The sequence below is a fragment of the Klebsiella sp. 2019SCSN059 genome (genome assembly GCF_021739525.1).
GTDB classification, from domain to species: domain Bacteria; phylum Pseudomonadota; class Gammaproteobacteria; order Enterobacterales; family Enterobacteriaceae; genus Klebsiella; species Klebsiella quasipneumoniae.
In genome coordinates, this window is the sequence record NZ_JAKKOM010000035.1 from 32110 (window position 1) to 55487 (window position 23378).

Sequence of the window (23378 nt, forward strand, 5' to 3'; positions counted from 1 at the left end):
CTATTGCCTGGCTACCGCTAAACCGATGCTATCCAAGGTGAGAAGAATGAAAATGAAGAAAACTCTCGTCGCTCTGTGTTTATCCGCAGGGATGTTGGCATGCGTGCCGGGGATGAGCCTTGCCGACGTTAACTTTGTACCGCAGAACACCAGCGCCGCGCCGTCTATTCCAGCCAGCGCGCTGCAGCAGCTGATCTGGACGCCTGCCGATCAATCGAAGACGCAGAGCGTAGATTTAACCACCGGCGGTCAACGCCTGGATGTTCCAGGGATCGTCGGACCGGTCGCCGCCTGGAGCGTGCCGGCCAATATCGGTGAGCTGACCCTGACCCTCGACAGCGAACTGAACAAACATAAGCAGATTTTTGCGCCGAACGTGCTGATTCTCGACCAGAACATGACGCCAGCGGCGTTCTTTCCCAGCAACTACTTTACCTATCAGCAGCCGGGCGTGATGACTGCCGATCGCCTGGGCGGTGTGATGCGCCTGACCCCGGCGCTGGGCCAGCAGAAGCTCTATGTGCTGGTGTTTACCACTGAAAAAGATCTCCAGCAGACCACCACCCTGCTGGATCCGGCGAAGGCCTATGCCAAAGGCGCAGGCAATGCGGCGCCGGACATCCCGGATCCGATCGCCAAACATACCACCGATGGTGTGCTGAAGCTGAAAGTGAAAACCAACAGCACCTCCAGCGTGCTGGTGGGGCCGCTGTTCGGCTCCTCCGGCCCGGGCCCGGTCACCGTCGGTAACACCGCGGCGCCGGTAGCTGCGCCAGCCGCCGCAGCCGCTGCGGCGCCGGCCGCCAAAAGCGAACCGATGCTCAGCGATACCGAGACCTACTTCAACAACGGTATTAAGCAGGCGGTGAAACAAGGTGACATCGACAAAGCCCTGAAATTGATGAACGAAGCTGAGCGCCTCGGCTCCAAATCCGCTCGTTCCACCTTTATCAGCAGTGTAAAAGGCAAGGGGTAATCGTCTCCCCACAATGCTGATGTTTAGGCACAGCCTTTAGGTGCATCCTCCGGGATGCACCTTTTTTTCACGCGCGGCGGTCTGTTGCATGGCTGTTGCGTGAATGATCGTATATTGACGTTTGCCCGCCACCAACCGCCTATTCTGCGATACAATGCTCTCACGTTATGTACCGGAGAATCAGGCATGTCCCATCCTGCGCTTACGCGACTGCGTGCGCTGCGCTATTTTGCCGTTATGCCGCCCCTGGCGCCGCCCCTGAGTGACTGGCTGCTGCTGGAGGACTCAATGACCCAGCGTTTTGAGCAACAAGGAAAGCAGGTCACCGTCACCCTGGTTAACGAAGGGTATATCGGGCGTGAGGCGCTGGCTGACGAAGCGGCGCTGTTGCCCGACGAGCCGCGCTACTGGCTGCGGGAGATTATACTCAATGCCGATGGCGAGCCCTGGCTGGCCGGACGCACGGTGGTGCCGGAGTCGACGCTGTGTGGGCCGGAGCTGGCGCTACAGCAGCTCGGGCAGACCCCGCTGGGCCGATACCTGTTCACGTCGTCGACGTTAACCCGCGATTTTATTGAAATTGGTCGCGATGCAGCGCTGTGGGGGCGTCGTTCCCGTCTGCGGCTGAGCGGCAAACCCCTGCTGCTGACCGAGCTGTTTTTGCCTGCGTCGCCGTTGTACTAAGAGGAAGAAAAAATGGAGTGGAGTCTGTCGCAGAATAAGCTGTTGGCGTTTCATCGCCTGATGCGCACTGACAAACCGATCGGCGCCTTGCTGCTGCTGTGGCCGACGCTGTGGGCGCTGTGGGTGGCCTCGCCGGGCGTCCCGCCGCTGTGGATCCTGGCGGTGTTCGTCGCCGGCGTCTGGCTGATGCGCGCCGCCGGCTGCGTGGTGAATGACTATGCCGATCGAAAATTTGATGGTCACGTAAAGCGTACCGCCCGCCGTCCGCTGCCGAGCGGCGACGTCACCGAGAAAGAGGCGCGAACGCTGTTTATCGTTCTGGTGCTGCTCTCCTTCCTGCTGGTGCTCACCCTCAACACCATGACGATTTTGCTGTCGGTGGCAGCGCTGGCGCTGGCGTGGGTCTATCCGTTTATGAAGCGCTACACCCATCTGCCGCAGGTGGTGCTGGGGGCGGCCTTTGGCTGGTCGATCCCGATGGCCTTCTCGGCCGTCAGCGAATCGCTGCCGCTGAGCTGCTGGCTGATGTTCCTCGCCAACATTCTATGGGCGGTGGCCTACGATACCCAGTATGCGATGGTGGATCGCGATGACGACGTCAAGATCGGCATTAAATCGACGGCGATCCTGTTCGGCGAAAACGATCGTCTGATTATCGGTATCCTGCAGGTGGCCGTGCTGGCGCTGATGGGCGCGGTAGGCTGGCTGAACGGGCTGGGCTGGGAATACTACTGGTCGCTGTTCGTGGCGGCGGGTCTGTTTGGCTGGCAGCAGAAGCTTATCTTCAATCGCGACCGCGATAACTGCTTTAAAGCGTTTATGAACAATAACTACGTCGGGCTGGTGCTGTTCCTCGGCCTGGCGATGAGCTACCTGTAAAATCCCTGTCCCCATCCCCCCGGTTTGCCGGGGGGCGAGGAGGACAGCAAACGCCGCGTTACGCGTCGTCCTGCGTGACGCTTTCGATCGTCAGACGTACATCCGACGTAATCAAATCCGCCAGCATCCGATAGACCTTCAGGGTCTCTTCCGGCTCGGCATCGCCCGTATCGCTGATATAGCCTTCATCGCGCAGGGTCAACACCAGGGTACTGAACACCGCTTTATCGAAGAACTCCGGCGCGTTGATGCCATGCAGCACCGACAGGCGCTGAGCCACGGTACGGCTCTCTTTCTCCAGCGAGCTGCGGTTGATCGACGGGTTAGCGCTCAGCAGCCAGAAGGTAATGGCGTAGCGCTGCAGCGTCTCGCGGGCGCCTGCGGCCAACAGCTGCAGAGAGCGAGAGTGCGACGGGTTGAGGCTCATCACATCGCCATCGATGACGATCAGCTCCTGACGCAGCATCTCGGCAATCAGCGCATCCATCACTCCGGCCAGCTCCGCTTTCTCCCAGCGCAGGAACAGCTCGGCTTTGAGGAACGGATAGAGCGTTTCCACATGGCGCAGCACTTCGGCGCGGCTGAGATGACGATGCTGAGTCACCAGGGCGGCTAACAGCGACGGCATCACCAGCATATGGGCGATGTTGTTGCGATAGTAGGTCATCAGCACCGCCTGCTCGCGCGGCAGAATGATGATGTCGCCAATGGTGTCTTTCTCGACTTCGAACTTGTTCATCTGCAGCGCGTGGTCGATAAGCTCGCTGGCCGAAGCGGACGGCGCGGTGGCATCCGGCGAATAGGGCACATTGCGCAGCAGCGCGAGGTAACACTCCAGCTGCTGGGTGAGCTGCTCACGGGTCAGCGAACGCTGGCGGGAGGCCAGCAGCGCCGTACAGCAGAGGTTCATGGCGTTGGCCGCGCCGGCGTTGTTGATGCGTACCATCAGGTCAGCGGCGATGTTATTCACCGTCGGCGTCAGCCAGGAAGGGCGGACCGCTTCGATCGGGTCAATCGCTTCCCGCCACTCCGGCACATGGTGGTTCAGATAGGTCATCAGCGGTAGCGGTTCGCCGAAGTTAACGTAGCCCTGGCCAAGATTGCGCAGCTTGCTTAAGCCGCGCACCATCTGCGGCAGACTCTCTTTCTCTTTGGTGGCGCCGCGCAGCTCTTTGGCATAGGTCCCTACCTCCATCACGTGCTCGTAGCCGATGTAAATCGGCACCAGGGTGATCGGCCGGGTGCCGCCGCGCAGCATCGCCTGGATGGTCATCGACAGCGTACCGGTCTTCGGATCGAGCAGACGGCCGGTACGGGAGCGGCCGCCTTCGACGAAATACTCCACGGAATAGCCGCGGCTGAACAGTTCGCCAAGGTACTCGCGGAACACCGTGGAGTAGAGCTTATTGCCCTTAAAGGTGCGGCGAATAAAGAATGCGCCGAGGCGGCGGAAGATTGGCCCGGCTGGCCAGAAGTTAAGGTTGATACCCGCCGCGATATGCGGAGGCACCAGCCCCTGGTGGTACAGGACGTAAGAGAGCAGCAGATAGTCCATGTGGCTGCGGTGGCAGGGGACATAGACAATCTCATGGCCGTCGTGCGCCAGCTGGCGTACGCGCTCGGCGTTATGCACGTTGATGCCCTGGTACAGGCGGTTCCAGGTGAAGCCGAGAATGCGGTCGGTCAGGCGGATCATCTCGTAAGAGAAGTTCGCGGCAATCTCTTCCATCAGCGCAATCGCGTTCTGCTGGGCCTTCTCGTGGGAAATTTTCTTGCTGCGCGCTTCGTCTTCCACCGCCCGGGCAATGGCCTTCGACGCCAGCAGCTTGTTAAACAGATCCTGGCGGGCCGGCAGACGCGGGCCGACGGCGGCCAGGCGCTGGCGGGCAAAATGCATCCGCGCGACGCGAGCCAGTTTCTGGGCGATGATCTTATCGGTACCGTGCTCATCCGCCATGCGGCGCAGCGATACGGAAGGCGAGAAACGCACGAAGCTGTCGCGGCCGAGCCAGGAGACGGCGAAAAATTTCTGAATGCCGTTAAGCATCCGCAGCGGCGGATTAACTTCCCCTTTCTCACGACCCGGCGAGCGGCCGAACATCACCGACACCGGCACCATTTGCACATCGAGATCCGGATGGTTGCGGTGCAGATCGAGGTAGTCGTGGAACAGCTTGATGGACTCTTCTTTTGGCGTGTAGTAGGTGAATACGCGCGGCCCGCCGTGGATGAATACGTAGCGCGGCAGCAGGGCGCCGTCGATTTCCAGCGGTTCAAGCGGGTCAGGTAAATCATGTGCCAGACATTGGGCGCGCAGCGTCAGCAGGTCCGCCTTGGAGTTATAGGGCAGGACGTACATGACCGGGCGCGAGGTATCGAGTCCTAATTCCTGAGCAGGCTCTGCCGGAATAGACTTGCTTTTTACCAGCACCCGTAATGGTAAATTCAGTAATTTATAGTAAATTCGTTGCCAGCCGGACATAAACGATGTGAAGCCTCTGGTTAATCATGCAAATGCGCGGCAAGAATAACAGAAAGCGGGCAAAATTTCCGTTACCGCGCGGCAAACGCGTACACTCATCGACGTCATTTACATAAAAAGGTTTTGTGATGGCCAATAATACCACCGGGTTAACCCGAATCATTAAGGCGGCAGGTTACTCCTGGAAAGGATTTCGCGCGGCGTGGATCAACGAGGCCGCGTTTCGTCAGGAAGGTGTCGCCGCCATCGTGGCCGTCGCGATAGCCTGCTGGCTGGACGTCGACGCCATCACCCGCGTATTGCTGATTGGCTCGGTCCTGCTAGTGATGATAGTCGAAATTCTCAACAGCGCGATTGAGGCGGTCGTGGACCGTATTGGCTCGGATTATCACGAGCTTTCAGGGCGCGCCAAAGACATGGGGTCGGCGGCGGTCCTGCTGGCGATTATCATCGCGCTGATCACCTGGGGAACGCTGCTGTGGAGCCATTTTCACTAACGTTCTTCGCTAACCCTCGCAAAATATAAACAATCTGCCGATTTTTGTGTGCCATGTGGTTCCAAAATCACCGTTAGCTGTATATACTCACAGCATAACTGTATATACACCCAGGGGGCGGAATGAAAGCGTTAACGACCAGGCAGCAAGAGGTGTTTGATCTCATTCGGGATCATATCAGCCAGACGGGCATGCCGCCGACGCGTGCGGAGATTGCTCAGCGCTTGGGGTTCCGTTCCCCAAACGCGGCGGAAGAACACCTGAAAGCGCTGGCGCGTAAAGGCGCAATCGAGATCGTCTCCGGCGCCTCGCGCGGTATCCGCCTGCTGACGGAAGAAGAGCACGGCCTGCCGCTGATCGGCCGCGTCGCCGCCGGTGAGCCGCTGCTGGCGCAGCAGCATATTGAAGGCCACTATCAGGTCGACCCGTCGATGTTCAAGCCCAACGCCGATTTTCTGCTGCGCGTCAGCGGGATGTCGATGAAAGACATCGGTATTCTGGATGGCGATCTGCTGGCGGTCCACAAAACCCAGGATGTGCGTAACGGCCAGGTGGTGGTAGCGCGCATTGACGATGAAGTGACGGTGAAGCGCCTGAAAAAGCAGGGCAACGTCGTCGAACTGTTGCCGGAAAACAGCGAATTTACCCCTATCGTTGTCGATCTGCGTCAGCAGAGTTTTACCATTGAGGGTCTGGCCGTTGGCGTGATCCGTAATGGAGAATGGCTGTAACGCCTGCCCCCGCGCAGCGTCATCTGATGCATGACGCTGCGACGTTTGTCCTCAATCAGGTCTCCGAACATGCTGCTCAACGCTGCCGATAAAGCGCTGTGGCGCCTTGCACTCCCCATGATTTTCTCCAATATCACCGTCCCGCTGCTGGGGCTGGTGGATACCGCGGTGATCGGCCACCTTGACAGCCCGGTATACCTCGGCGGCGTCGCGGTCGGAGCGACGGCCACCAGTTTCCTGTTTATGCTGCTGCTGTTTCTTCGCATGAGCACCACCGGGCTGACCGCTCAGGCCTGGGGGGCCAAAGATCCGCTGCGACTGGCGCGGGCGCTGGTGCAGCCGCTGGCTCTGGCGCTGGGCGCCGGGGCGTTGATTATCCTGTTTCGCCTGCCGCTGATTAACCTCGCCTTGCATATCGTCGGCGGCAGCGAGGCGGTTCTCGAGCAGGCGAGACGGTTTCTCGATATCCGCTGGCTTAGCGCTCCCGCGTCGCTGGCCAACCTTGTGCTGCTCGGCTGGCTGCTGGGGGTCCAGTACGCCCGGGCGCCGGTGATTTTGCTGGTGGTCGGTAATCTGTTGAATATTGTGCTAGACCTGTGGCTGGTGATGGGCCTGCGGATGAACGTCCAGGGGGCGGCGCTGGCCACGGTCACCGCGGAGTACGCCACTCTCATTATCGGCCTGATGATGGCGAAGCGGGTGCTGACGCTGCGCGGCGTGTCGCTGGCGATGCTGAAAAACGCCTGGCGCGGGGACATGCGCCGTCTGCTGGCGTTGAATCGCGACATCATGCTGCGCTCCCTGCTGCTGCAGCTGTGCTTTGGCGCGCTGACCGTCTACGGCGCCCGTCTGGGCAGCGATATCGTGGCGGTCAACGCCGTACTAATGACCATGCTGACCTTTACCGCCTACGCGCTGGATGGCTTTGCCTATGCCGTGGAGGCCCACTCCGGCCAGGCCTACGGCGCGCGCGACGGCAGCCAGCTGCTGGAGGTGTGGCGGGCGGCCTGCCGGCAGTCCGGTATGGTGGCGCTGGCGTTTGCCCTGGTTTACAGCCTGGCGGGGGAGTACATCATCGCGCTGTTAACCTCATTGCCTTCCCTGCAGCAGCTGGCCGATCGCTATCTGATCTGGCAGACCATCCTGCCGGTGGTCGGGGTCTGGTGCTATCTGCTGGACGGCATGTTTATCGGCGCGACGCGCGGCGCGGAGATGCGGAACAGTATGGCGGTCGCCGCGGCCGGCTTCGCCGTGACGCTGCTTACGGTCCCGGCGCTCGGCAATCACGGCCTGTGGCTGGCGCTGGCGGTGTTTCTCGCGCTGCGAGGCCTGTCGCTGGCGCTGATCTGGCGCCGCCACTGGCGACGCGGCACCTGGTTTAGTTAGCCCTTTCTCTAGCTCGCCATTATCGGGGAACGTCCTCCGGTAGCGCCAGGCTTGCCGGAGCGACTCAGTAGCCCGGCCGAGCGTAGCGCGTGCCGGGAAAACCACCTTCAGCGTTTCCAATGAGGGCTATGGTTAAAAATTCCGAATAACGAATCGGCGCCAGCATTCTCATCTATAGTTAATACCATGTCCGGCACAAAACGGGCTGTAAACCCACCGAATGATGAGGACGTTATCATGAATAAAGACGAAATCGGCGGTAACTGGAAACAGTTGAAAGGTAAAGCCAAGGAACAGTGGGGCAAACTTACCGATGACGATATGACCGTAATCGAAGGGAAACGCGACCAGCTGGTCGGCAAAATTCAGGAGCGTTACGGCTATGAGAAAGATCAGGCTGAGAAAGAAGTCTCAGACTGGGAGCATAAGAACGACTATCGCTGGTAGCGTTCCGTGATCCGAAGAATGAAGCATTTGTGTTAGTGCCTGTCTAAATGGCGCAGGGACGCGCCGTTAACCCTTTTTCCCGCTGCGGCTGCCGCTCAGCGGGCTTTCTTTTTGAGCTGAATCGTATGATCGTGCTGGCAGTGTCCCGGCGTGCTGCAGGCTTCCACTTCCACGCAGCTCGCGCAAAGGCCATGAGCTTCAATCACGTTGTGGCGCAGGGCGAAGCCCATTCTGGCCGCCAGCGTATGCATGATATCTTCCACCCCTTCAGCCGCCTCTTCCTTCACCACGCCGCAGCGGTCGCAGATAAACATGGCCGAGCTGTGGGTTGGCTGGTCAAAGAGATGACACAGCACATAGCTGTTGGTCGATTCCACCTTGTGGACAAAACCCTGCTCGAGTAAAAACTCCAGCGCGCGGTAGACCGTCGGCGGCTTCGCCTGCGGCTCTTTCTCACGCAGCAGATCCAGCAGGTCGTAGGCGCTGATTGCCCCTTGCTGCAGGCTCATCAGGCGCAACACTTCCAGACGCTGTGGGGTCAGGCGTACGCCGCGTTGCGCACACAGCTTTTCAGCATGCGCTAACATCTCTTGCGAAGGGGTCTTATCCATGAGCATCCTCAGGTTGCGTGAAATTGAATCTGTTACTTTATCACGTTCCGCGGAAAACGCCGAGACCCGACGGGTGATGCGGGTCATACTTCAGATTGTCGGCGCCAGTCCACTCCCTGGCGCTGGCCGCTGACGCTCGTGGAGGCTGCGCCTTAGCCGGTCGTTAAAACCGTATGCCCGATTTAATCGCAACACGCCTGACCCAGGGTATGCTATATCTGAAGTGTCTCATTTTCGGGAGAAAACGATGAAACGACCTGATTGCATTCGCCACTGGCGCGAACTGGAAGGGCCCGACGATGCCACTTATCCCGACAGCCCGGAGCGTTTTTCCATTGGCGCGCCGCTGGGGCGCGGTTTACGCCTCAACCGGCTGGGGATCCACCACGAGAGACTGCCGCCCGGGCGGCGCACCTCTTACCCGCACGCGGAGAGCGATGAGGAAGAGTTCATCTATGTGCTGGAGGGCTATCCGGAAGTGTGGATAAACGGCTATCTCTGGAAGCTGGAGCCGGGCGATAGCGTGGGTTTCCCCGCCGGCACCGGTGTTTGCCACACCTTTCTCAATAACACCGAGCAGGAGGTTCGTCTGTTGGTGGTGGGTGAGGCCAACAAAAAGTACAACCGAATTTACTACCCGCTCAATCCCGGCTATGCCGCGACGCGCCAGGATCGCTGGGTTGATCATCCGCCGCAGTTCTTTGGCCCACATGACGGCAAACCGCGGATAAAGTAATCGACTCCGGGAAGGGGCGAAGCGCGGCGCACTACGCGCCTGTGGTTTATCTTTATGCTATAGTAGCGCCCCTTTTTACCCGGATGCTTATTTATTCGCCATGATGCCTGAATCAACGTCACCTGTTTTTCCTGCTCACCGCTTCTCCATCGCGCCGATGCTCGACTGGACTGACCGGCATTGCCGCTACTTCCTGCGGCTGCTGTCGCGGCATACGCTGCTGTATACCGAAATGGTGACCACCGGGGCGATTATTCACGGCAAAGGGGACTATCTGGCCTATAGCGAAGAAGAACACCCGGTTGCTCTGCAGCTCGGCGGCAGCGATCCGCAGGCCCTGGCGCAGTGCGCGAAGCTGGCCGAGGCGCGCGGCTATGATGAGATCAATCTCAACGTCGGCTGCCCCTCCGATCGGGTGCAGAACGGGATGTTTGGCGCCTGTCTGATGGGGAACGCCCAGCTGGTGGCCGACTGTATCAAAGCGATGCGCGATGTGGTGTCGATCCCGGTCACGGTGAAGACCCGTATCGGCATCGACGACCAGGATAGCTATGAATTCCTTTGCGATTTCATTGAGACGGTCTCCGGCAAGGGCGAATGTGAGATGTTTATTATTCACGCGCGCAAAGCCTGGCTCTCCGGTCTGAGCCCGAAAGAGAACCGCGAGATCCCGCCGCTGGATTACCCCCGCGTCTGGCAGCTGAAGCGCGACTTCCCCCATCTGACGATGGCGATTAACGGCGGCATCAAATCGCTGGATGAAGTCAGAGCACAGCTTGAGCATATGGATGGGGTGATGGTCGGGCGTGAGGCCTATCAGAATCCGGGCATTCTGGCTTCGGTCGACCGGGAGATTTTCGGCGTCGCCGGCGCGGATGCCGATCCCGTGGCCGTCGTGCGGGCCATGTACCCGTATATTGAGCGCGAGCTCAGCAAGGGCACTTATCTGGGCCATATCACCCGTCATATGCTGGGACTGTTTCAAGGTATCCCGGGCGCCCGCCAGTGGCGTCGCTACCTGAGCGAGAATGCGCATAAAGCCGGCGCCGACATTGCGGTGCTGGAGCAGGCCCTGAAGCTGGTGGCCGATAAGCGTTAGTTTCTCACCAAAACCTGGTGAAATTGACCACGCCCCGCACACCATTGCGGGGCGTTTTCTTTTAAATTCAATTATTTATTGTTGGCATGTTTTTTGTATTACCTGCAGAGCGACATATTAATGACTGTGGGGAGAGAGCCATGCTGGAACTGTTATTTGTCATCGGATTTTTTGTCATGCTGCTGGTCACCGGCGTATCGCTGTTGGGGATTATCGCCGCCATCGTGGTGGCTACGGCGCTGATGTTCGTCGGCGGTTTGTTTGCTTTAATGATTAAATTGCTGCCGTGGCTGCTGTTGGCGGTGGTGGTGGTGTGGGTTATTCGGGCACTGAAAACCCCGGACGGAAACGCTTTTCGCGACAATAACCGTTGGCGTTACTAAGGTATTGAGGGGTATGTCACAACCTGAACAATTTTGCACAGAACCGCGTAGGCATTACTGCGCAAATCTGTCACTATTAGCGCGTTAACGAATTCATCGCGCTGTACCCTACATACAGCCGAACTAAAAAAAAGTAAGGGCTTCCCAGGTGGAAGCCCTAAACTTTTGTCCCTTAGTCCGCTTACGGCAGCAGCAGACTCGACCCCTGTGTCACCCGGCTCTCCAGAACTTCATGCGCCCGTCGCGCTTCGGTCAGCGGATAGGTCTGACTCTCGGGCACGTCCACTTTAATCACGCCGCTTGCGATCAGCGAAAACAGCTCACTGCAGGCTTCCGCCAGCTCTTCCCGGTTGGTGATATAGCCCTGCAGCGATGGGCGGGTGACGTACAGAGAACCTTTCTGGTTCAGGATCCCCAGATTAACGCCGGTTACCGGGCCGGAGGAGTTGCCAAAGCTGACCATCAGGCCGCGGCGTTGCAGACAGTCCAGAGAGGCTTCCCAGGTATCTTTCCCTACCGAGTCATAGACCACGGCGACTTTCTTACCGTCGGTGAGCGCTTTGAGCCGCTCCGCGATAGGTTCTTCGCGATAGTTAATCACCTGCCAGGCGCCCGCCGCTTTGGCGCGCTGCGCCTTCTGCGCGCTGCCGACGGTGCCGATAAGTTTCGCCCCCAGCGCTTTCGCCCACTGACAGGCTATCAGCCCCACGCCGCCGGCGGCCGCGTGAAACAGGAACATCTCATCAGGCTTAATTTCATAGGTTTTGCGCAGCAGATACCAGACCGTTAATCCCTTGAGGAACGACGCGGCGGCCTGTTCGAAAGAGATGGCGTCCGGGAGGACCGCCGCTTTGTCGGCCAGCACATTGTGCACCGTGCTGTAGGCGCCGAGCGCCGACTGGGCGTACACCACCCGATCGCCTACCTTAATGTGCGATACCCCATGGCCAACTTTACTGACGACGCCGGCCGCTTCGGTGCCGAGGCCGCTCGGCAGCGACGGCGGCGGATAGAGGCCGCCACGAACATAGGTGTCGATATAATTGATACCGATGGCTTTGTTTTCGACCTGAATTTCATGCTCAGCGGGATCGCGGGGCGTGAATTCAACCGCCTGAAGCACCTCCGGCCCCCCGTGTTTTGAAAATTCGATGCGTGTTGCCATGTTCGCTCCTGTGTTGTTCTGAGATTATCCAGTAAGCTTAACAGCCTGCGGCGGCGGCGACGGATTTTCTTACCCGCCTCAGGCCAGTCACGCTGAATGGGTTCTTTAGCGGCAATGGCTTTCTCGCTATACTGTCACGCTCTTTTCCGTATCGGTGAAACGTTAGGCTATGGCAGGAAATAAACCCTTCAACAAACCACAGACAGAAACCCGCGAACGCGATCCGCAGCTCGCCGGGCTGAAAGTCCCGCCGCACTCGATTGAAGCGGAGCAGTCGGTGTTGGGCGGTTTAATGCTGGATAACGAGCGCTGGGACGACGTCGCCGAACGCGTCGTTGCCGATGACTTTTATACCCGTCCGCATCGTCATATCTTTACCGAGATGGCGCGCCTGCAGGAGTCGGGCAGCCCGATTGACCTGATCACCCTTGCGGAGTCGCTGGAGCGTCAGGGACAGCTGGACAGCGTGGGCGGCTTCGCCTATCTGGCTGAACTGTCCAAAAATACCCCCAGCGCGGCAAACATCAGCGCCTATGCCGACATCGTGCGCGAACGCGCGGTCGTGCGCGAGATGATCTCGGTGGCCAATGAGATCGCCGAGGCCGGCTTCGACCCGCAGGGGCGAACCAGCGAAGATCTGCTCGACCTCGCCGAGTCCCGCGTCTTTAAAATCGCTGAAAGCCGGGCCAATAAAGACGAAGGGCCGAAAAACATCGCCGATGTCCTCGACGCCACCGTCGCCCGAATCGAACAGCTGTTCCAGCAGCCCCACGACGGCGTTACCGGGGTCAACACCGGCTACGACGACCTCAACAAAAAGACCGCCGGCCTGCAGCCGTCGGATCTGATTATCGTCGCCGCCCGTCCGTCGATGGGTAAAACGACCTTCGCCATGAACCTCGTGGAAAACGCCGCGATGCTGCAGGACAAGCCGGTACTCATCTTCAGTCTCGAGATGCCCTCGGAACAGATCATGATGCGTTCTCTGGCCTCGCTGTCGCGCGTCGATCAGACCCGCATTCGTACCGGTCAGCTGGACGATGAGGACTGGGCGCGGATCTCCGGCACCATGGGCATTCTGCTGGAAAAACGTAACATCTATATCGATGACTCCTCCGGCCTGACGCCGACGGAAGTGCGTTCCCGCGCGCGGCGTATCGCTCGCGAGCACGGCGGTATCGGGCTGATTATGATCGACTACCTGCAGCTGATGCGCGTGCCGTCGCTCTCCGACAACCGTACCCTCGAGATCGCCGAAATCTCCCGCTCGCTGAAGGCGCTGGCCAAAGAGCTGCAGGTGCCGGTGGTGGCGCTGTCGCAGCTGAACCGCTCGCTGGAGCAACGTGCCGATAAACGCCCGGTCAACTCCGACCTGCGTGAGTCCGGCTCTATCGAACAGGATGCCGACTTAATCATGTTCATTTACCGTGATGAGGTCTATCACGAGAACAGCGATCTGAAGGGCATCGCGGAAATTATCATTGGTAAACAACGTAACGGCCCGATCGGCACCGTGCGACTGACCTTCAACGGCCAGTGGTCGCGTTTCGATAATTATGCTGGCCCTCAGTATGATGATGAGTAATCCTTCCTCCTTCTTTAATTAAGGAATTCAAATGCAAGCGGCAACTGTAGTTATCAACCGCCGCGCTCTGCGACACAACCTGCAACGTCTGCGTGAACTGGCGCCTGCCAGCAAACTGGTTGCGGTGGTGAAAGCGAACGCCTACGGACACGGTCTTCTTGAGACCGCGCGAACGCTGACCGACGCCGACGCTTTTGGCGTCGCCCGCCTGGAAGAGGCGCTACGCCTGCGAGCGGGGGGGATCGTCCAGCCGATCCTCCTGCTGGAAGGCTTTTTTGCGGCGGAAGACCTGGCGGTGATCGCCGCTCAGCGTCTGCATACGGCGGTGCATAGCCCCGAACAGCTGGCGGCGCTGGAGCAAGCCGACCTCCCCGAGCCGGTGACCGTGTGGATGAAACTGGATACCGGTATGCATCGCTTAGGGGTGCGCCCGGAGGAAGCTGAGGCGTTTTATCAGCGTCTGAGCCAGTGCAAAAACGTCCGCCAGCCGGTCAACGTGGTGAGCCACTTCGCCCGCGCCGATGAGCCGACCTGCGGCGCCACCGAACGGCAGCTGGATATCTTCACCACCTTTACCGAAGGCAAGCCGGGATGGCGCTCTATTGCCGCCTCGGGTGGCATCCTGCTGTGGCCGCAGTCGCATTATGACTGGGTGCGTCCGGGCATTATCCTGTATGGCGTGTCGCCGCTGGACGATCGCTCCACCGGGAAACATTTTGGCTGTCAGCCGGTGATGACCCTGACGTCCAGCCTGATTGCCGTGCGCGAGCATAAAGCAGGGGAGCCCGTCGGCTACGGCGGCACCTGGATCAGCGAACGCGACACTCGGCTCGGCGTGGTCGCGATGGGCTATGGCGACGGTTATCCGCGCGCCGCGCCGTCGGGCACCCCAGTGCTGGTCAATGGCCGCGAAGTGCCGATTGTCGGCCGGGTGGCGATGGATATGATCTGTGTTGACCTCGGCCCGCAGGCCGAGGATAAAGCCGGCGACGCGGTGGTGCTGTGGGGAGAGGGACTCCCGGTAGAGCGCATCGCCGAGATAACGAAAGTGAGCGCTTACGAACTTATTACGCGACTGACCTCCCGCGTAGCCATGAAATACCTCGACTAAGCCTCGTTCGTACCGGATAGCTCAGACGCTGGTCCGGTACGCAATCGGTATAGCCGCGGACAAAAAAGCGGTTTATACCGCTGCGCAGTCACTTTCCCCTCAACATCCTCTCGACCTGCCGTCATATCCGGTTTATTGTGTAAGAACCTGCCCTATGTAAACCTGGAGATACATCGCGTGTTTCAAAAAGTTGACGCCTACGCCGGCGACCCAATTCTTTCTCTGATGGAACGCTTCAAAGAAGACCCGCGAAGCGACAAAGTCAACCTGAGTATCGGGCTGTATTACAACGATGACGGCATTATCCCGCAGCTGCAGGCGGTGGCGGAAGCGGAAGCGCGCCTGAACGCCGAGCCGCACGGCGCCTCGCTGTATCTGCCGATGGAAGGGCTGAGCGGCTACCGCCAGGCGATTGCCCCGCTGCTGTTTGGCGCAGAGCATACTGCGCTAAAGCAAAACCGCATCGCCTCCATTCAGACGGTCGGCGGTTCGGGCGCGCTGAAGGTCGGGGCCGACTTCCTCAAACGCTACTTTCCTGAGTCTCATGTCTGGGTCAGTGACCCGACCTGGGAAAACCACATCGCAATATTTGAAGGGGCTGGATTCGAAGTAAGTACTTACCCCTGGTTTGATAAAGCTACCAACGGCGTGCGCTTTGAAGCGCTGCTGGCGACGCTGCAAACGCTGCCGACGCGCGACATTGTGCTGCTGCACCCCTGCTGCCACAACCCGACCGGCGCCGATCTGACGCCGGAACAGTGGGATCGTGTGGTGGAGATCCTGAAAGCGCGTCAGCTGATCCCGTTCCTCGATATCGCCTACCAGGGCTTTGGCGCAGGGCTGGAAGAGGATGCCTACGCCATTCGCGCCATCGCCAGCGCCGGGATGCCGATGCTGGTCAGCAACTCTTTCTCCAAAATTTTCTCCCTGTACGGGGAGCGCGTCGGCGGCTTGTCGGTGGTCTGTGAAGACAGTGAAACCGCAGGCCGCGTGCTGGGCCAGCTGAAGGCCACCGTGCGCCGCAACTACTCCAGCCCGCCGAGCTTTGGCGCGCAGGTGGTGGCGACGGTGCTGAACGATGCCGGGCTGAAAGCCACCTGGCAGGCGGAAGTGGACGCCATGCGCGCGCATATCCTGACCATGCGTCAGGCGCTGGTCGACGCGCTGCAGCAGGTTGCTCCGGGCAGCAAAGTGGATTATCTGCTCAAGCAGCGCGGGATGTTCAGCTACACCGGCTTCAGCGCGGCGCAGGTGGATCGCCTGCGCGACGAGTTTGGCGTCTACCTGATTGCCAGCGGACGTATGTGTGTGGCGGGGTTAAACTCACGTAATGTTCAGCAGGTAGCGAAAGCCTTTGCCGCGGTAATGTAAGCCGCTCTCCAGCAGGTTGTCTCTGCCGGTCAACGGGCAGGGGCAACCCCCTCTGATTGTGATCATCCTCTTTTTCTATGACATCTGCGCGAAAAAGGCTTTTCATCCCTGCCGCCTGCGGGTAAGGTCGGGACGTTACTAAGCATGCACATTATTGAAAACAATAATGATTGATAGATTTAGGGATAAATATGCGCAAACTTACTCTCGCCCTTGCGGCGGCCTCTCTCCTGTTCACGCTGAACAGCGCCGTCGTGGCGCGCGCCTCCACGCCGCAGCCGCTGTGGGTCGGTACCAACGTGGCCCAGCTGGCCGAGCAGGCGCCGATCCACTGGGTTTCGGTGGCGCAAATTGAGAACAGCCTGCTGGGGCGCCCGCCGATGGCCGTCGGTTTTGATATCGATGATACCGTCCTCTTCTCCAGTCCCGGTTTCTGGCGCGGGCAAAAAACCTTCTCCCCCGGCAGTGAGGATTACCTGAAAAACCCGCAGTTCTGGGAAAAAATGAACAACGGCTGGGACGAATTCAGCATGCCAAAAGAGGTGGCGCGCCAGCTGATTGCCATGCATGTGAAGCGTGGCGACAGCATCTGGTTCGTCACCGGCCGCAGCCAGACCAAAACAGAAACCGTTTCTAAAACCCTGCAGGATGATTTCCTCATCCCGGCCGCCAATATGAACCCGGTGATTTTCGCTGGCGATAAGCCGGGTCAGAACACCAAGACCCAGTGGCTGCAGGCGAAGCAGATAAAGGTTTTCTATGGCGACTCGGATAACGACATTACCGCTGCCCGCGAGGCGGGCGCCCGCGGGATCCGCGTGCTGCGCGCCGCCAACTCCTCCTACAAGCCGCTGCCGATGGCGGGCGCGCTGGGCGAAGAAGTGATCGTCAATTCCGAATACTGATGGGCGCCTGAACGGGATAAACGGCAGCGGTGACGCTGCCGTTTTTTTATGCAAAATCCGGGGTGGAAGGTTTTACCTTTTCACGTATTGCTGCACACTTAGAGGGATTCATTCGCAAAAAGGAGTCGATGATGTGGTATCAGCAAACCCTGACGCTTGGGCCCAAATCCCGTGGTTTTCATCTGGTCACCGACGAAATCCTCGGCCAGATCCGCGGGCTGTCCGGGGTGAAGGTCGGCCTGCTACACCTCCTGCTCCAGCATACTTCCGCTTCCCTGACGCTCAACGAAAACTGCGATCCCACCGTCCGGTATGACATGGAGCAGTATTTTCTTAACGCCGTGCCGGACAATGCGCCGTACGAACATGATTATGAAGGCCCTGACGATATGCCGTCGCACATCAAATCATCGATGCTTGGCGTGTCGCTGATGCTGCCGGTCGAGGACGGACGCGTCAGGCTGGGGACCTGGCAGGGCATCTGGCTGGGGGAGCATCGGATACACGGCGGTTCGCGGCACATCGTTGCGACGCTCATGGGGGAATAAAAGATGACAATTTCGGAGTTATTGCAGTACTGCATGGCGAAGCCGGGAGCAGAGCAGAGCGTCCACAGCGACTGGAAAGCCACGCAGATTAAGGTCTCGGACGTGCTGTTTGCCATGGTGAAGGAGGTCGAAGACCAGCGGCCGGCGGTTGCGTTGAAGGCGAGTCCGGAGCTGGCGGAGCTGCTGCGGCAGCAGCATCGCGACGTCCGGCCCAGCAAGCATCTCAATAAAGCGCACTGGAGCACCGTCTTTCTGGATGGCTCGCTGCCGGATTCGCAAATCTACTACCTGGTCGATGCGTCTTACCAGCAGGCGGTGAAAATGCTGCCGGAGCCGGTCCGGCAGCAGCTTTCCCGCTAATTATTTCAGCATCGGCTTCAGGAAGCGCGCGGTGTGCGAGGCTTCGCACTCAGCGACGGTTTCCGGCGTACCGGAAACCAGAATTTCGCCGCCGCCGCTGCCGCCTTCCGGGCCGAGATCGACAATCCAGTCGGCAGTTTTTATCACGTCGAGGTTGTGCTCAATCACCACGATAGTATTGCCCTGATCGCGCAGCTGGTGCAGCACTTCCAGCAGCTGCTGGATATCGGCGAAGTGCAGACCGGTGGTCGGCTCATCGAGGATATACAGCGTCTGGCCGGTACCGCGCTTGGACAGCTCGCGCGCCAGCTTCACGCGCTGCGCCTCGCCGCCGGACAGCGTCGTCGCCGACTGGCCGAGACGGATATAGGTCAGGCCGACATCCATCAGGGTTTGCAGCTTACGCGCCAGCGCCGGTACGGCATCAAAGAACTCGCGCGCTTCTTCAATGGTCATATCCAGCACTTCGTGGATGGTTTTGCCTTTGTACTTAATCTCCAGCGTTTCGCGGTTATAGCGCTTACCTTTGCACTGGTCGCACGGTACGTAGATATCCGGCAGGAAGTGCATTTCGACCTTGATCACTCCGTCGCCCTGGCAGGCTTCGCAGCGACCGCCGCGGACGTTAAAACTGAAACGACCCGGCGTATAACCGCGGGAACGTGATTCCGGCACCCCGGCGAAGAGCTCGCGCACCGGCGTAAACACCCCGGTATAGGTCGCGGGATTGGAGCGCGGCGTACGGCCGATCGGGCTCTGGTCGATATCGATGACTTTATCGAAGTGCTCCAGCCCCTGAATATCGCGATACGGCGCCGGTTCGGCGATGGTCGCCCCGTTAAGCTGACGCTGGGCAATCGGGAACAGGGTATCGTTGATCAGCGTTGATTTACCCGAGCCGGAGACGCCGGTAATGCAGGTAAACAGGCCCACCGGCAGAGTCAGCGTCACGTCTTTCAGGTTGTTGCCGCGCGCGCCGGTCAGTTTGAGGACTTTCTCCGGATCGGCGGGCACGCGCTGCTTCGGCACTTCAATTTTGCGCTTGCCGCTCATGAACTGGCCGGTCAGGGATTCCGGGACGGCCATAATGGCCTCCAGCGGCCCTTCCGCCACCACCTGGCCGCCGTGGACCCCAGCCCCAGGGCCGATATCGATCACATGGTCGGCGGCGCGAATGGCGTCTTCGTCATGCTCAACGACGATCACCGTGTTGCCTAAATTACGCAGGTGGATCAGGGTCCCGAGCAGGCGCTCGTTATCGCGCTGGTGCAGGCCGATGGAGGGCTCATCCAGGACGTACATCACGCCAACCAGTCCGGCGCCAATCTGGCTTGCCAGACGGATACGCTGGGCCTCGCCGCCGGAGAGCGTTTCCGCCGAACGGGAGAGCGTCAGGTAGTTGAGGCCGACGTTGACGAGGAACTTCAGGCGATCGCCAATCTCTTTCAGCACTTTTTCGGCGATTTTCGCCCGCTGGCCGGAGAGTTTCAGATTGTTGAAGAAGTCCATCGCGTGGCCGATGCTCATATCGGAAATGGTCGGCAGCGGGGTGTTTTCCACAAACACGTGGCGCGCCTCGCGGCGCAGACGCGTACCGTCGCAGCTGGCGCACGGGCGATTGCTGATGAACTTCGCCAGCTCTTCGCGCACCGCGCTGGATTCCGTCTCTTTGTAGCGGCGCTCCATGTTATGCAGCACGCCTTCGAACGGATGGCGGCGTACCGAGGTGTCGCCGCGGTCGTTCATGTATTTGAATTCAATATTCTCTTTACCGGAACCGTACAGGACCACTTTCTGCACGCTGGCGCTGAGAGTGCCCCACGGCGCTTCGACGTCGAACTTGTAGTGCTCCGCCAGCGACTTCAGCATCTGGAAGTAGTAGAAGTTACGCCGATCCCAGCCGCGGATGGCGCCGCCGGCCAGCGACAGCTCCGGATTTTGCACCACGCGATCGGGGTCGAAATATTGCTGCACGCCGAGGCCGTCGCAGGTCGGGCAGGCGCCCGCCGGGTTGTTGAAGGAGAACAGGCGCGGCTCCAGCTCGCGCATGCTGTAGCCGCAGATCGGGCAGGCGAAGTTGGCGGAAAACAGCAGTTCTTCCGCTTTCTCATCATCCATATTGGCCACGATGGCGGTACCGCCGGAGAGCTCCAGCGCGGTTTCAAACGACTCGGCCAGACGTTGCGCCAGATCGTCGCGGACCTTGAAGCGGTCGATCACCACCTCAATGGTGTGTTTCTTCTGCAGCTCCAGCTTCGGCGGATCCGAGAGATCGCAGACTTCGCCGTCGATCCGTGCGCGGATATAGCCCTGGCTGGCGAGGTTTTCCAGGGTTTTGGTGTGCTCGCCCTTACGCTCTTTAATAATGGGCGCCAGCAGCATCAGACGCAGGCCTTCCGGCTGGGCGAGGACGTTATCGACCATCTGGCTGACGGTCTGCGCCGCCAGCGGCACGTCGTGGTCCGGACAGCGCGGCTCGCCGACGCGGGCGTACAGCAGACGCAGGTAGTCGTGAATTTCGGTAATAGTACCCACCGTCGAGCGGGGGTTGTGAGAGGTTGATTTCTGTTCGATGGAAATCGCCGGCGACAGCCCTTCGATATGGTCGACGTCCGGCTTCTCCATCAGCGACAGGAACTGTCGCGCATAGGCGGAGAGCGATTCGACGTAGCGACGCTGGCCTTCGGCATACAGGGTGTCGAAAGCCAGTGAAGATTTGCCAGACCCGGAAAGCCCGGTGACGACAATGAGTTTGTCGCGCGGGATAACGAGGTTGATGTTTTTGAGATTATGGGTGCGGGCGCCCCGAACTTCGATCTTATCCATTCACCTTTCCCGGTAGGTAGATACACGGATTGCCTGGTTTGCTTGAAGGACAAACGGCAGAAACGGCTAATTATGACACAATTTAACCTGTCTGGATATACAGTATTGGAATGGCGCTGCGGGAAGCGTGTGAAAATTTGCATAGCGGCGGCATGTTTTCTGGAATTGGCTTAGCAGCTATCAAATTGTCCCTTTGTGGTGTTAGAATTCCCGGTTTACACTTATACAAAACGTATTATTCAGGAGATTCGATCATGGCCAGCAGAGGCGTAAACAAGGTGATTCTCGTCGGTAATCTGGGGCAGGACCCGGAAGTACGCTACATGCCAAGTGGCGGCGCAGTCGCCAACTTCACGCTGGCAACTTCCGAATCCTGGCGTGACAAGCAGACCGGCGAAATGAAAGAGCAGACTGAATGGCACCGCGTTGTGCTGTTCGGCAAACTGGCGGAAGTCGCTGGTGAGTACCTGCGTAAAGGCTCTCAGGTGTACATTGAAGGCCAGCTGCGTACCCGCAAGTGGACCGATCAATCCGGTCAGGACAAATACACCACTGAAGTGGTGGTGAACGTTGGCGGCACCATGCAGATGCTGGGCGGCCGTCAGGGCGGCGGCGCACCGGCAGGCGGCGGCCAGCAGCAGGGCGGTTGGGGTCAGCCTCAGCAGCCGCAGGGCGGCAACCAGTTCAGCGGCGGCGCGCAGTCCCGTCCGCAGCAGCAGGCTCCGGCAGCGCCTTCCAACGAACCGCCGATGGACTTCGACGACGATATCCCGTTCTAAGGCTTGCCTTAGACGCAATATTCGCGTAGTTAAAACAGAAAGCCCCGGTTTCGCCGGGGCTTTTTTTATGATTATTCCACCACCGCCTCAGGAGTCGTTTTGACCACTGATCGCGGATCGCGAGCGCTTCAGGCCGCGGGCACCTGAGCGGTTGCGGGCGTCGCCACGCCTGGCTGCGGTGCGGCGGGCTGTGTCGCTGGCCTCTGCCGCGGCGCGGCCGTCGCTTTCTGTTTGCGGGCCATGTCATCGACGATCAGCCGATAGGCGATGTAATACTTATAGATATTGCTGACGTAGGTCACCGTTTCCGCGCCGATTTTTTCTGCCGCCAGATTTTCGACATTACCGAACCAGACGTTTGGATCAAACCCGCGCTGTTTGGTCATGGTGCGCAGGCGGGCGATACGCGCTGGACCGGCGTTGTAGGAAGCAAAGGTAAATAGCGCTTTATCCAGCCGGGTCATGGGCTCATCAGCATAGTATCGATCTATCATCCAGCGCATATATTTCACGCCAGCATGAATGTTGGGATCCAGCTGTTTAATATCGCCCACCTTCAGCTCTCTTCCGGTGCTGGGCATCACCTGCATCACCCCGACGGCGCCGACGTGGCTTCGAACCGACTGGTTCAGCCGCGACTCCTGGTATCCCTGGGCCGCCATCAGCAGCCAGTCGACATCGTAGCGATCGCCATATTTACGGAAGACGTCCACCATGGCGAGGAACTTGCGCCGTTCCTGACTCGCTGCGGCATTTTTGACATATTTAGCGTTTTTCAGGTAACGCAGCAGGAGAGTATTGCCCAGCGTGGTGCCCTGACGATTCTTTTTCACAAAGTTGTTCAGCAGCGCCAGCAGCTGCGGACTGTTCTGGCGTACCGCCCACGCAATGTTGCCGCCGTCGCGCAGCACCACGTTGTCATGGACCTGGATTTTCGGAAACACCTGTTTCCAGAAAACAGCTTTATGCTGATCGACGACGATCAACGGCACCAGCCCGGCGTTGAGCATTTCCAGCAGATCTTCATCCTCCAGCGCTTCCGGCGCCGCTTCCAGGATAACCGGCGGTCTTGACTCACTGGCAAATCGGGCGTTCAGTGCTTGTAGACTGTCGTAATAGCTGGAGGAGCGGCGAACAAAGACCGTTTGACCGGAAAGCTGCTCCAGGCTGTCGACCTTTGGCGACGCCGGGCCGGAGATCAGCAACTCTTTGACGCCGCTGTAGAGCGGCTGAGCGAAAGCGGCCTGGGCTTCCCGCGACGGAGTGATGGTCAGGTTGGCGGCGACGATATCCCCTTTACCTTCATTGAGCGCGGTGAAGAGATTATCCCGGCTGACCGGCACGAAAACGATATGCAGCTTCAGGTGGCGCTGTTTCAGCTTTTTATCTTTCGCCAGCTGTTTATTCAGATCGTTTTCCAGCGCCATGAAAATGTCGTGCGTCGCTCCGCGTTGGGTTCCCTTATCAATAAAAAAGAAGGTTTTGCTGTAGGTGGTTAATACCCGGATGGTGCGCCGATCAAGCATGCCAGGCAGATCGCCTTTCCACGGCTGCAGCATGTCGTCGATATGGATCGACAGCGTGTTGTCTTCGGTTGCCACCGGCGGCGCTTTTTCCGCCTCCGCCGCAAGCAGGATAGGGGCGAATAACAGCGTCGCGAGGCAGGTGAGCCAGGCGATAAACAGGCGTGATAGCAAGTTGGCGTTCATGGAGGAACACTCCGCAGGGGGATGTGTTTATTTTAGGGAAGGTGCGAATAAGCGGGGAAATTCTTCTCGGCTGACTCAGTCATTTCATTTCTTCATGTTTGAGCCGAT

At 59.1% G+C, this 23378-nt stretch carries 22 protein-coding genes and 1 pseudogene; 17 read left to right on the forward strand and 6 right to left on the reverse strand.

Annotation, left to right across the window (positions count from 1 at the left end; genetic code table 11):
- Window positions 1–46: 46 nt before the first annotated feature.
- From malM to ubiA, 3 genes are all read left to right on the forward strand, one after another.
- The gene (malM, locus tag L2I46_RS24520; RefSeq protein WP_008807310.1) at window positions 47–976 is read left to right on the forward strand and encodes a maltose operon protein MalM; all 930 of its coding nucleotides are present in this window, start codon (window positions 47–49) and stop codon (window positions 974–976) included.
- A 186-nt stretch (window positions 977–1162) separates the two neighbouring features.
- The gene (ubiC, locus tag L2I46_RS24525; protein ID WP_017900123.1) at window positions 1163–1660 is read left to right on the forward strand and encodes a chorismate lyase; all 498 of its coding nucleotides are present in this window, start codon (window positions 1163–1165) and stop codon (window positions 1658–1660) included.
- 12 nt (window positions 1661–1672) lie between these two features.
- Window positions 1673–2539 (forward strand): 4-hydroxybenzoate octaprenyltransferase, encoded by an 867-nt coding sequence (ubiA, locus tag L2I46_RS24530; protein WP_002884808.1) that lies wholly within the window; start codon window positions 1673–1675, stop codon window positions 2537–2539.
- A 58-nt stretch (window positions 2540–2597) separates the two neighbouring features.
- On the opposite strand, the gene plsB is transcribed toward ubiA, so the two are convergent.
- On the reverse strand, window positions 2598–5021 hold the full coding sequence (gene plsB / locus L2I46_RS24535; protein WP_017900122.1) for a glycerol-3-phosphate 1-O-acyltransferase PlsB: 2424 nt from the start codon (window positions 5019–5021) through the stop codon (window positions 2598–2600).
- Window positions 5022–5149: 128 nt separating this feature from the next.
- Here plsB and L2I46_RS24540 point away from each other — a divergent pair, with 128 nt between their 5' ends.
- The 3 genes from L2I46_RS24540 (at window position 5150) to dinF (ending at window position 7635) form a co-directional block, all read left to right on the forward strand.
- Complete coding sequence (locus tag L2I46_RS24540) at window positions 5150–5518, forward strand: diacylglycerol kinase (RefSeq protein ID WP_236948287.1); 369 nt, start codon at window positions 5150–5152, stop codon at window positions 5516–5518.
- A gap of 122 nt (window positions 5519–5640) precedes the next feature.
- Window positions 5641–6249, forward strand: coding sequence for a transcriptional repressor LexA (lexA, locus tag L2I46_RS24545; RefSeq protein ID WP_004206291.1), 609 nt, complete (start codon window positions 5641–5643; stop codon window positions 6247–6249).
- A 69-nt stretch (window positions 6250–6318) separates the two neighbouring features.
- On the forward strand, window positions 6319–7635 hold the full coding sequence (gene dinF, locus L2I46_RS24550) for an MATE family efflux transporter DinF (RefSeq protein ID WP_065805933.1): 1317 nt from the start codon (window positions 6319–6321) through the stop codon (window positions 7633–7635).
- A 60-nt stretch (window positions 7636–7695) separates the two neighbouring features.
- Here dinF and L2I46_RS24555 read toward each other — a convergent pair.
- A pseudogene (locus L2I46_RS24555) lies at window positions 7696–7807 on the reverse strand (hypothetical protein); the annotation flags it as partial.
- A gap of 65 nt (window positions 7808–7872) precedes the next feature.
- Between L2I46_RS24555 and L2I46_RS24560 the strand changes: the two are divergent.
- Window positions 7873–8082 carry a CsbD family protein gene (locus L2I46_RS24560; RefSeq protein WP_023291626.1) on the forward strand — a complete coding sequence of 70 codons (210 nt, stop codon included), beginning with the start codon at window positions 7873–7875 and terminating at the stop codon, window positions 8080–8082.
- Between the two features lie 95 nt (window positions 8083–8177).
- On the opposite strand, the gene zur is transcribed toward L2I46_RS24560, so the two are convergent.
- A complete protein-coding gene (gene zur / locus L2I46_RS24565) occupies window positions 8178–8693 on the reverse strand; it encodes a zinc uptake transcriptional repressor Zur (protein WP_049013098.1) in 516 nt (171 codons plus the stop codon).
- A 247-nt stretch (window positions 8694–8940) separates the two neighbouring features.
- Here zur and L2I46_RS24570 point away from each other — a divergent pair, with 247 nt between their 5' ends.
- From L2I46_RS24570 to pspG, 3 genes are all read left to right on the forward strand, one after another.
- Window positions 8941–9429, forward strand: coding sequence for a cupin domain-containing protein (locus tag L2I46_RS24570; protein ID WP_023291628.1), 489 nt, complete (start codon window positions 8941–8943; stop codon window positions 9427–9429).
- A gap of 100 nt (window positions 9430–9529) precedes the next feature.
- A complete protein-coding gene (gene dusA / locus L2I46_RS24575) occupies window positions 9530–10528 on the forward strand; it encodes a tRNA dihydrouridine(20/20a) synthase DusA (protein ID WP_072199093.1) in 999 nt (332 codons plus the stop codon).
- A gap of 140 nt (window positions 10529–10668) precedes the next feature.
- Window positions 10669–10911, forward strand: a complete 243-nt coding sequence (gene pspG / locus L2I46_RS24580; protein WP_004206297.1) for an envelope stress response protein PspG — start codon at window positions 10669–10671, stop codon at window positions 10909–10911.
- Window positions 10912–11092: 181 nt separating this feature from the next.
- Here pspG and L2I46_RS24585 read toward each other — a convergent pair whose 3' ends face one another.
- Window positions 11093–12076, reverse strand: a complete 984-nt coding sequence (locus L2I46_RS24585) for a quinone oxidoreductase (RefSeq protein WP_023291630.1) — start codon at window positions 12074–12076, stop codon at window positions 11093–11095.
- A 169-nt stretch (window positions 12077–12245) separates the two neighbouring features.
- On the opposite strand from L2I46_RS24585, the gene dnaB reads away from it, so the two are divergent.
- From dnaB to L2I46_RS24615, 6 genes are all read left to right on the forward strand, one after another.
- Entirely contained in the window at window positions 12246–13661 is a 1416-nt protein-coding gene (gene dnaB, locus L2I46_RS24590) for a replicative DNA helicase (RefSeq protein WP_002884942.1), read from the forward strand.
- Window positions 13662–13692: 31 nt separating this feature from the next.
- On the forward strand, window positions 13693–14772 hold the full coding sequence (alr, locus tag L2I46_RS24595) for an alanine racemase (RefSeq protein ID WP_236948288.1): 1080 nt from the start codon (window positions 13693–13695) through the stop codon (window positions 14770–14772).
- A 177-nt stretch (window positions 14773–14949) separates the two neighbouring features.
- Window positions 14950–16143 carry an aromatic amino acid transaminase gene (gene tyrB / locus L2I46_RS24600; protein WP_236948289.1) on the forward strand — a complete coding sequence of 398 codons (1194 nt, stop codon included), beginning with the start codon at window positions 14950–14952 and terminating at the stop codon, window positions 16141–16143.
- 191 nt (window positions 16144–16334) lie between these two features.
- Window positions 16335–17048, forward strand: coding sequence for an acid phosphatase AphA (aphA, locus tag L2I46_RS24605; RefSeq protein WP_004151745.1), 714 nt, complete (start codon window positions 16335–16337; stop codon window positions 17046–17048).
- A 131-nt stretch (window positions 17049–17179) separates the two neighbouring features.
- Complete coding sequence (locus tag L2I46_RS24610) at window positions 17180–17596, forward strand: secondary thiamine-phosphate synthase enzyme YjbQ (RefSeq protein WP_004206303.1); 417 nt, start codon at window positions 17180–17182, stop codon at window positions 17594–17596.
- A gap of 3 nt (window positions 17597–17599) precedes the next feature.
- The gene (locus tag L2I46_RS24615) at window positions 17600–17956 is read left to right on the forward strand and encodes an MmcQ/YjbR family DNA-binding protein (RefSeq protein WP_023291634.1); all 357 of its coding nucleotides are present in this window, start codon (window positions 17600–17602) and stop codon (window positions 17954–17956) included.
- Here L2I46_RS24615 and uvrA read toward each other — a convergent pair whose 3' ends face one another.
- On the reverse strand, window positions 17957–20782 hold the full coding sequence (uvrA, locus tag L2I46_RS24620) for an excinuclease ABC subunit UvrA (RefSeq protein WP_023291635.1): 2826 nt from the start codon (window positions 20780–20782) through the stop codon (window positions 17957–17959). It lies immediately after the preceding gene.
- 254 nt (window positions 20783–21036) lie between these two features.
- Here uvrA and ssb1 point away from each other — a divergent pair, with 254 nt between their 5' ends.
- Window positions 21037–21561: a single-stranded DNA-binding protein SSB1 gene (ssb1, locus tag L2I46_RS24625; protein WP_004151744.1), complete on the forward strand. Its 525-nt coding sequence runs from the start codon at window positions 21037–21039 to the stop codon at window positions 21559–21561.
- Between the two features lie 128 nt (window positions 21562–21689).
- On the opposite strand, the gene L2I46_RS24630 is transcribed toward ssb1, so the two are convergent.
- Window positions 21690–23270 carry a lytic transglycosylase F gene (locus tag L2I46_RS24630; RefSeq protein ID WP_236948290.1) on the reverse strand — a complete coding sequence of 527 codons (1581 nt, stop codon included), beginning with the start codon at window positions 23268–23270 and terminating at the stop codon, window positions 21690–21692.
- Window positions 23271–23378 lie beyond the last annotated feature (108 nt).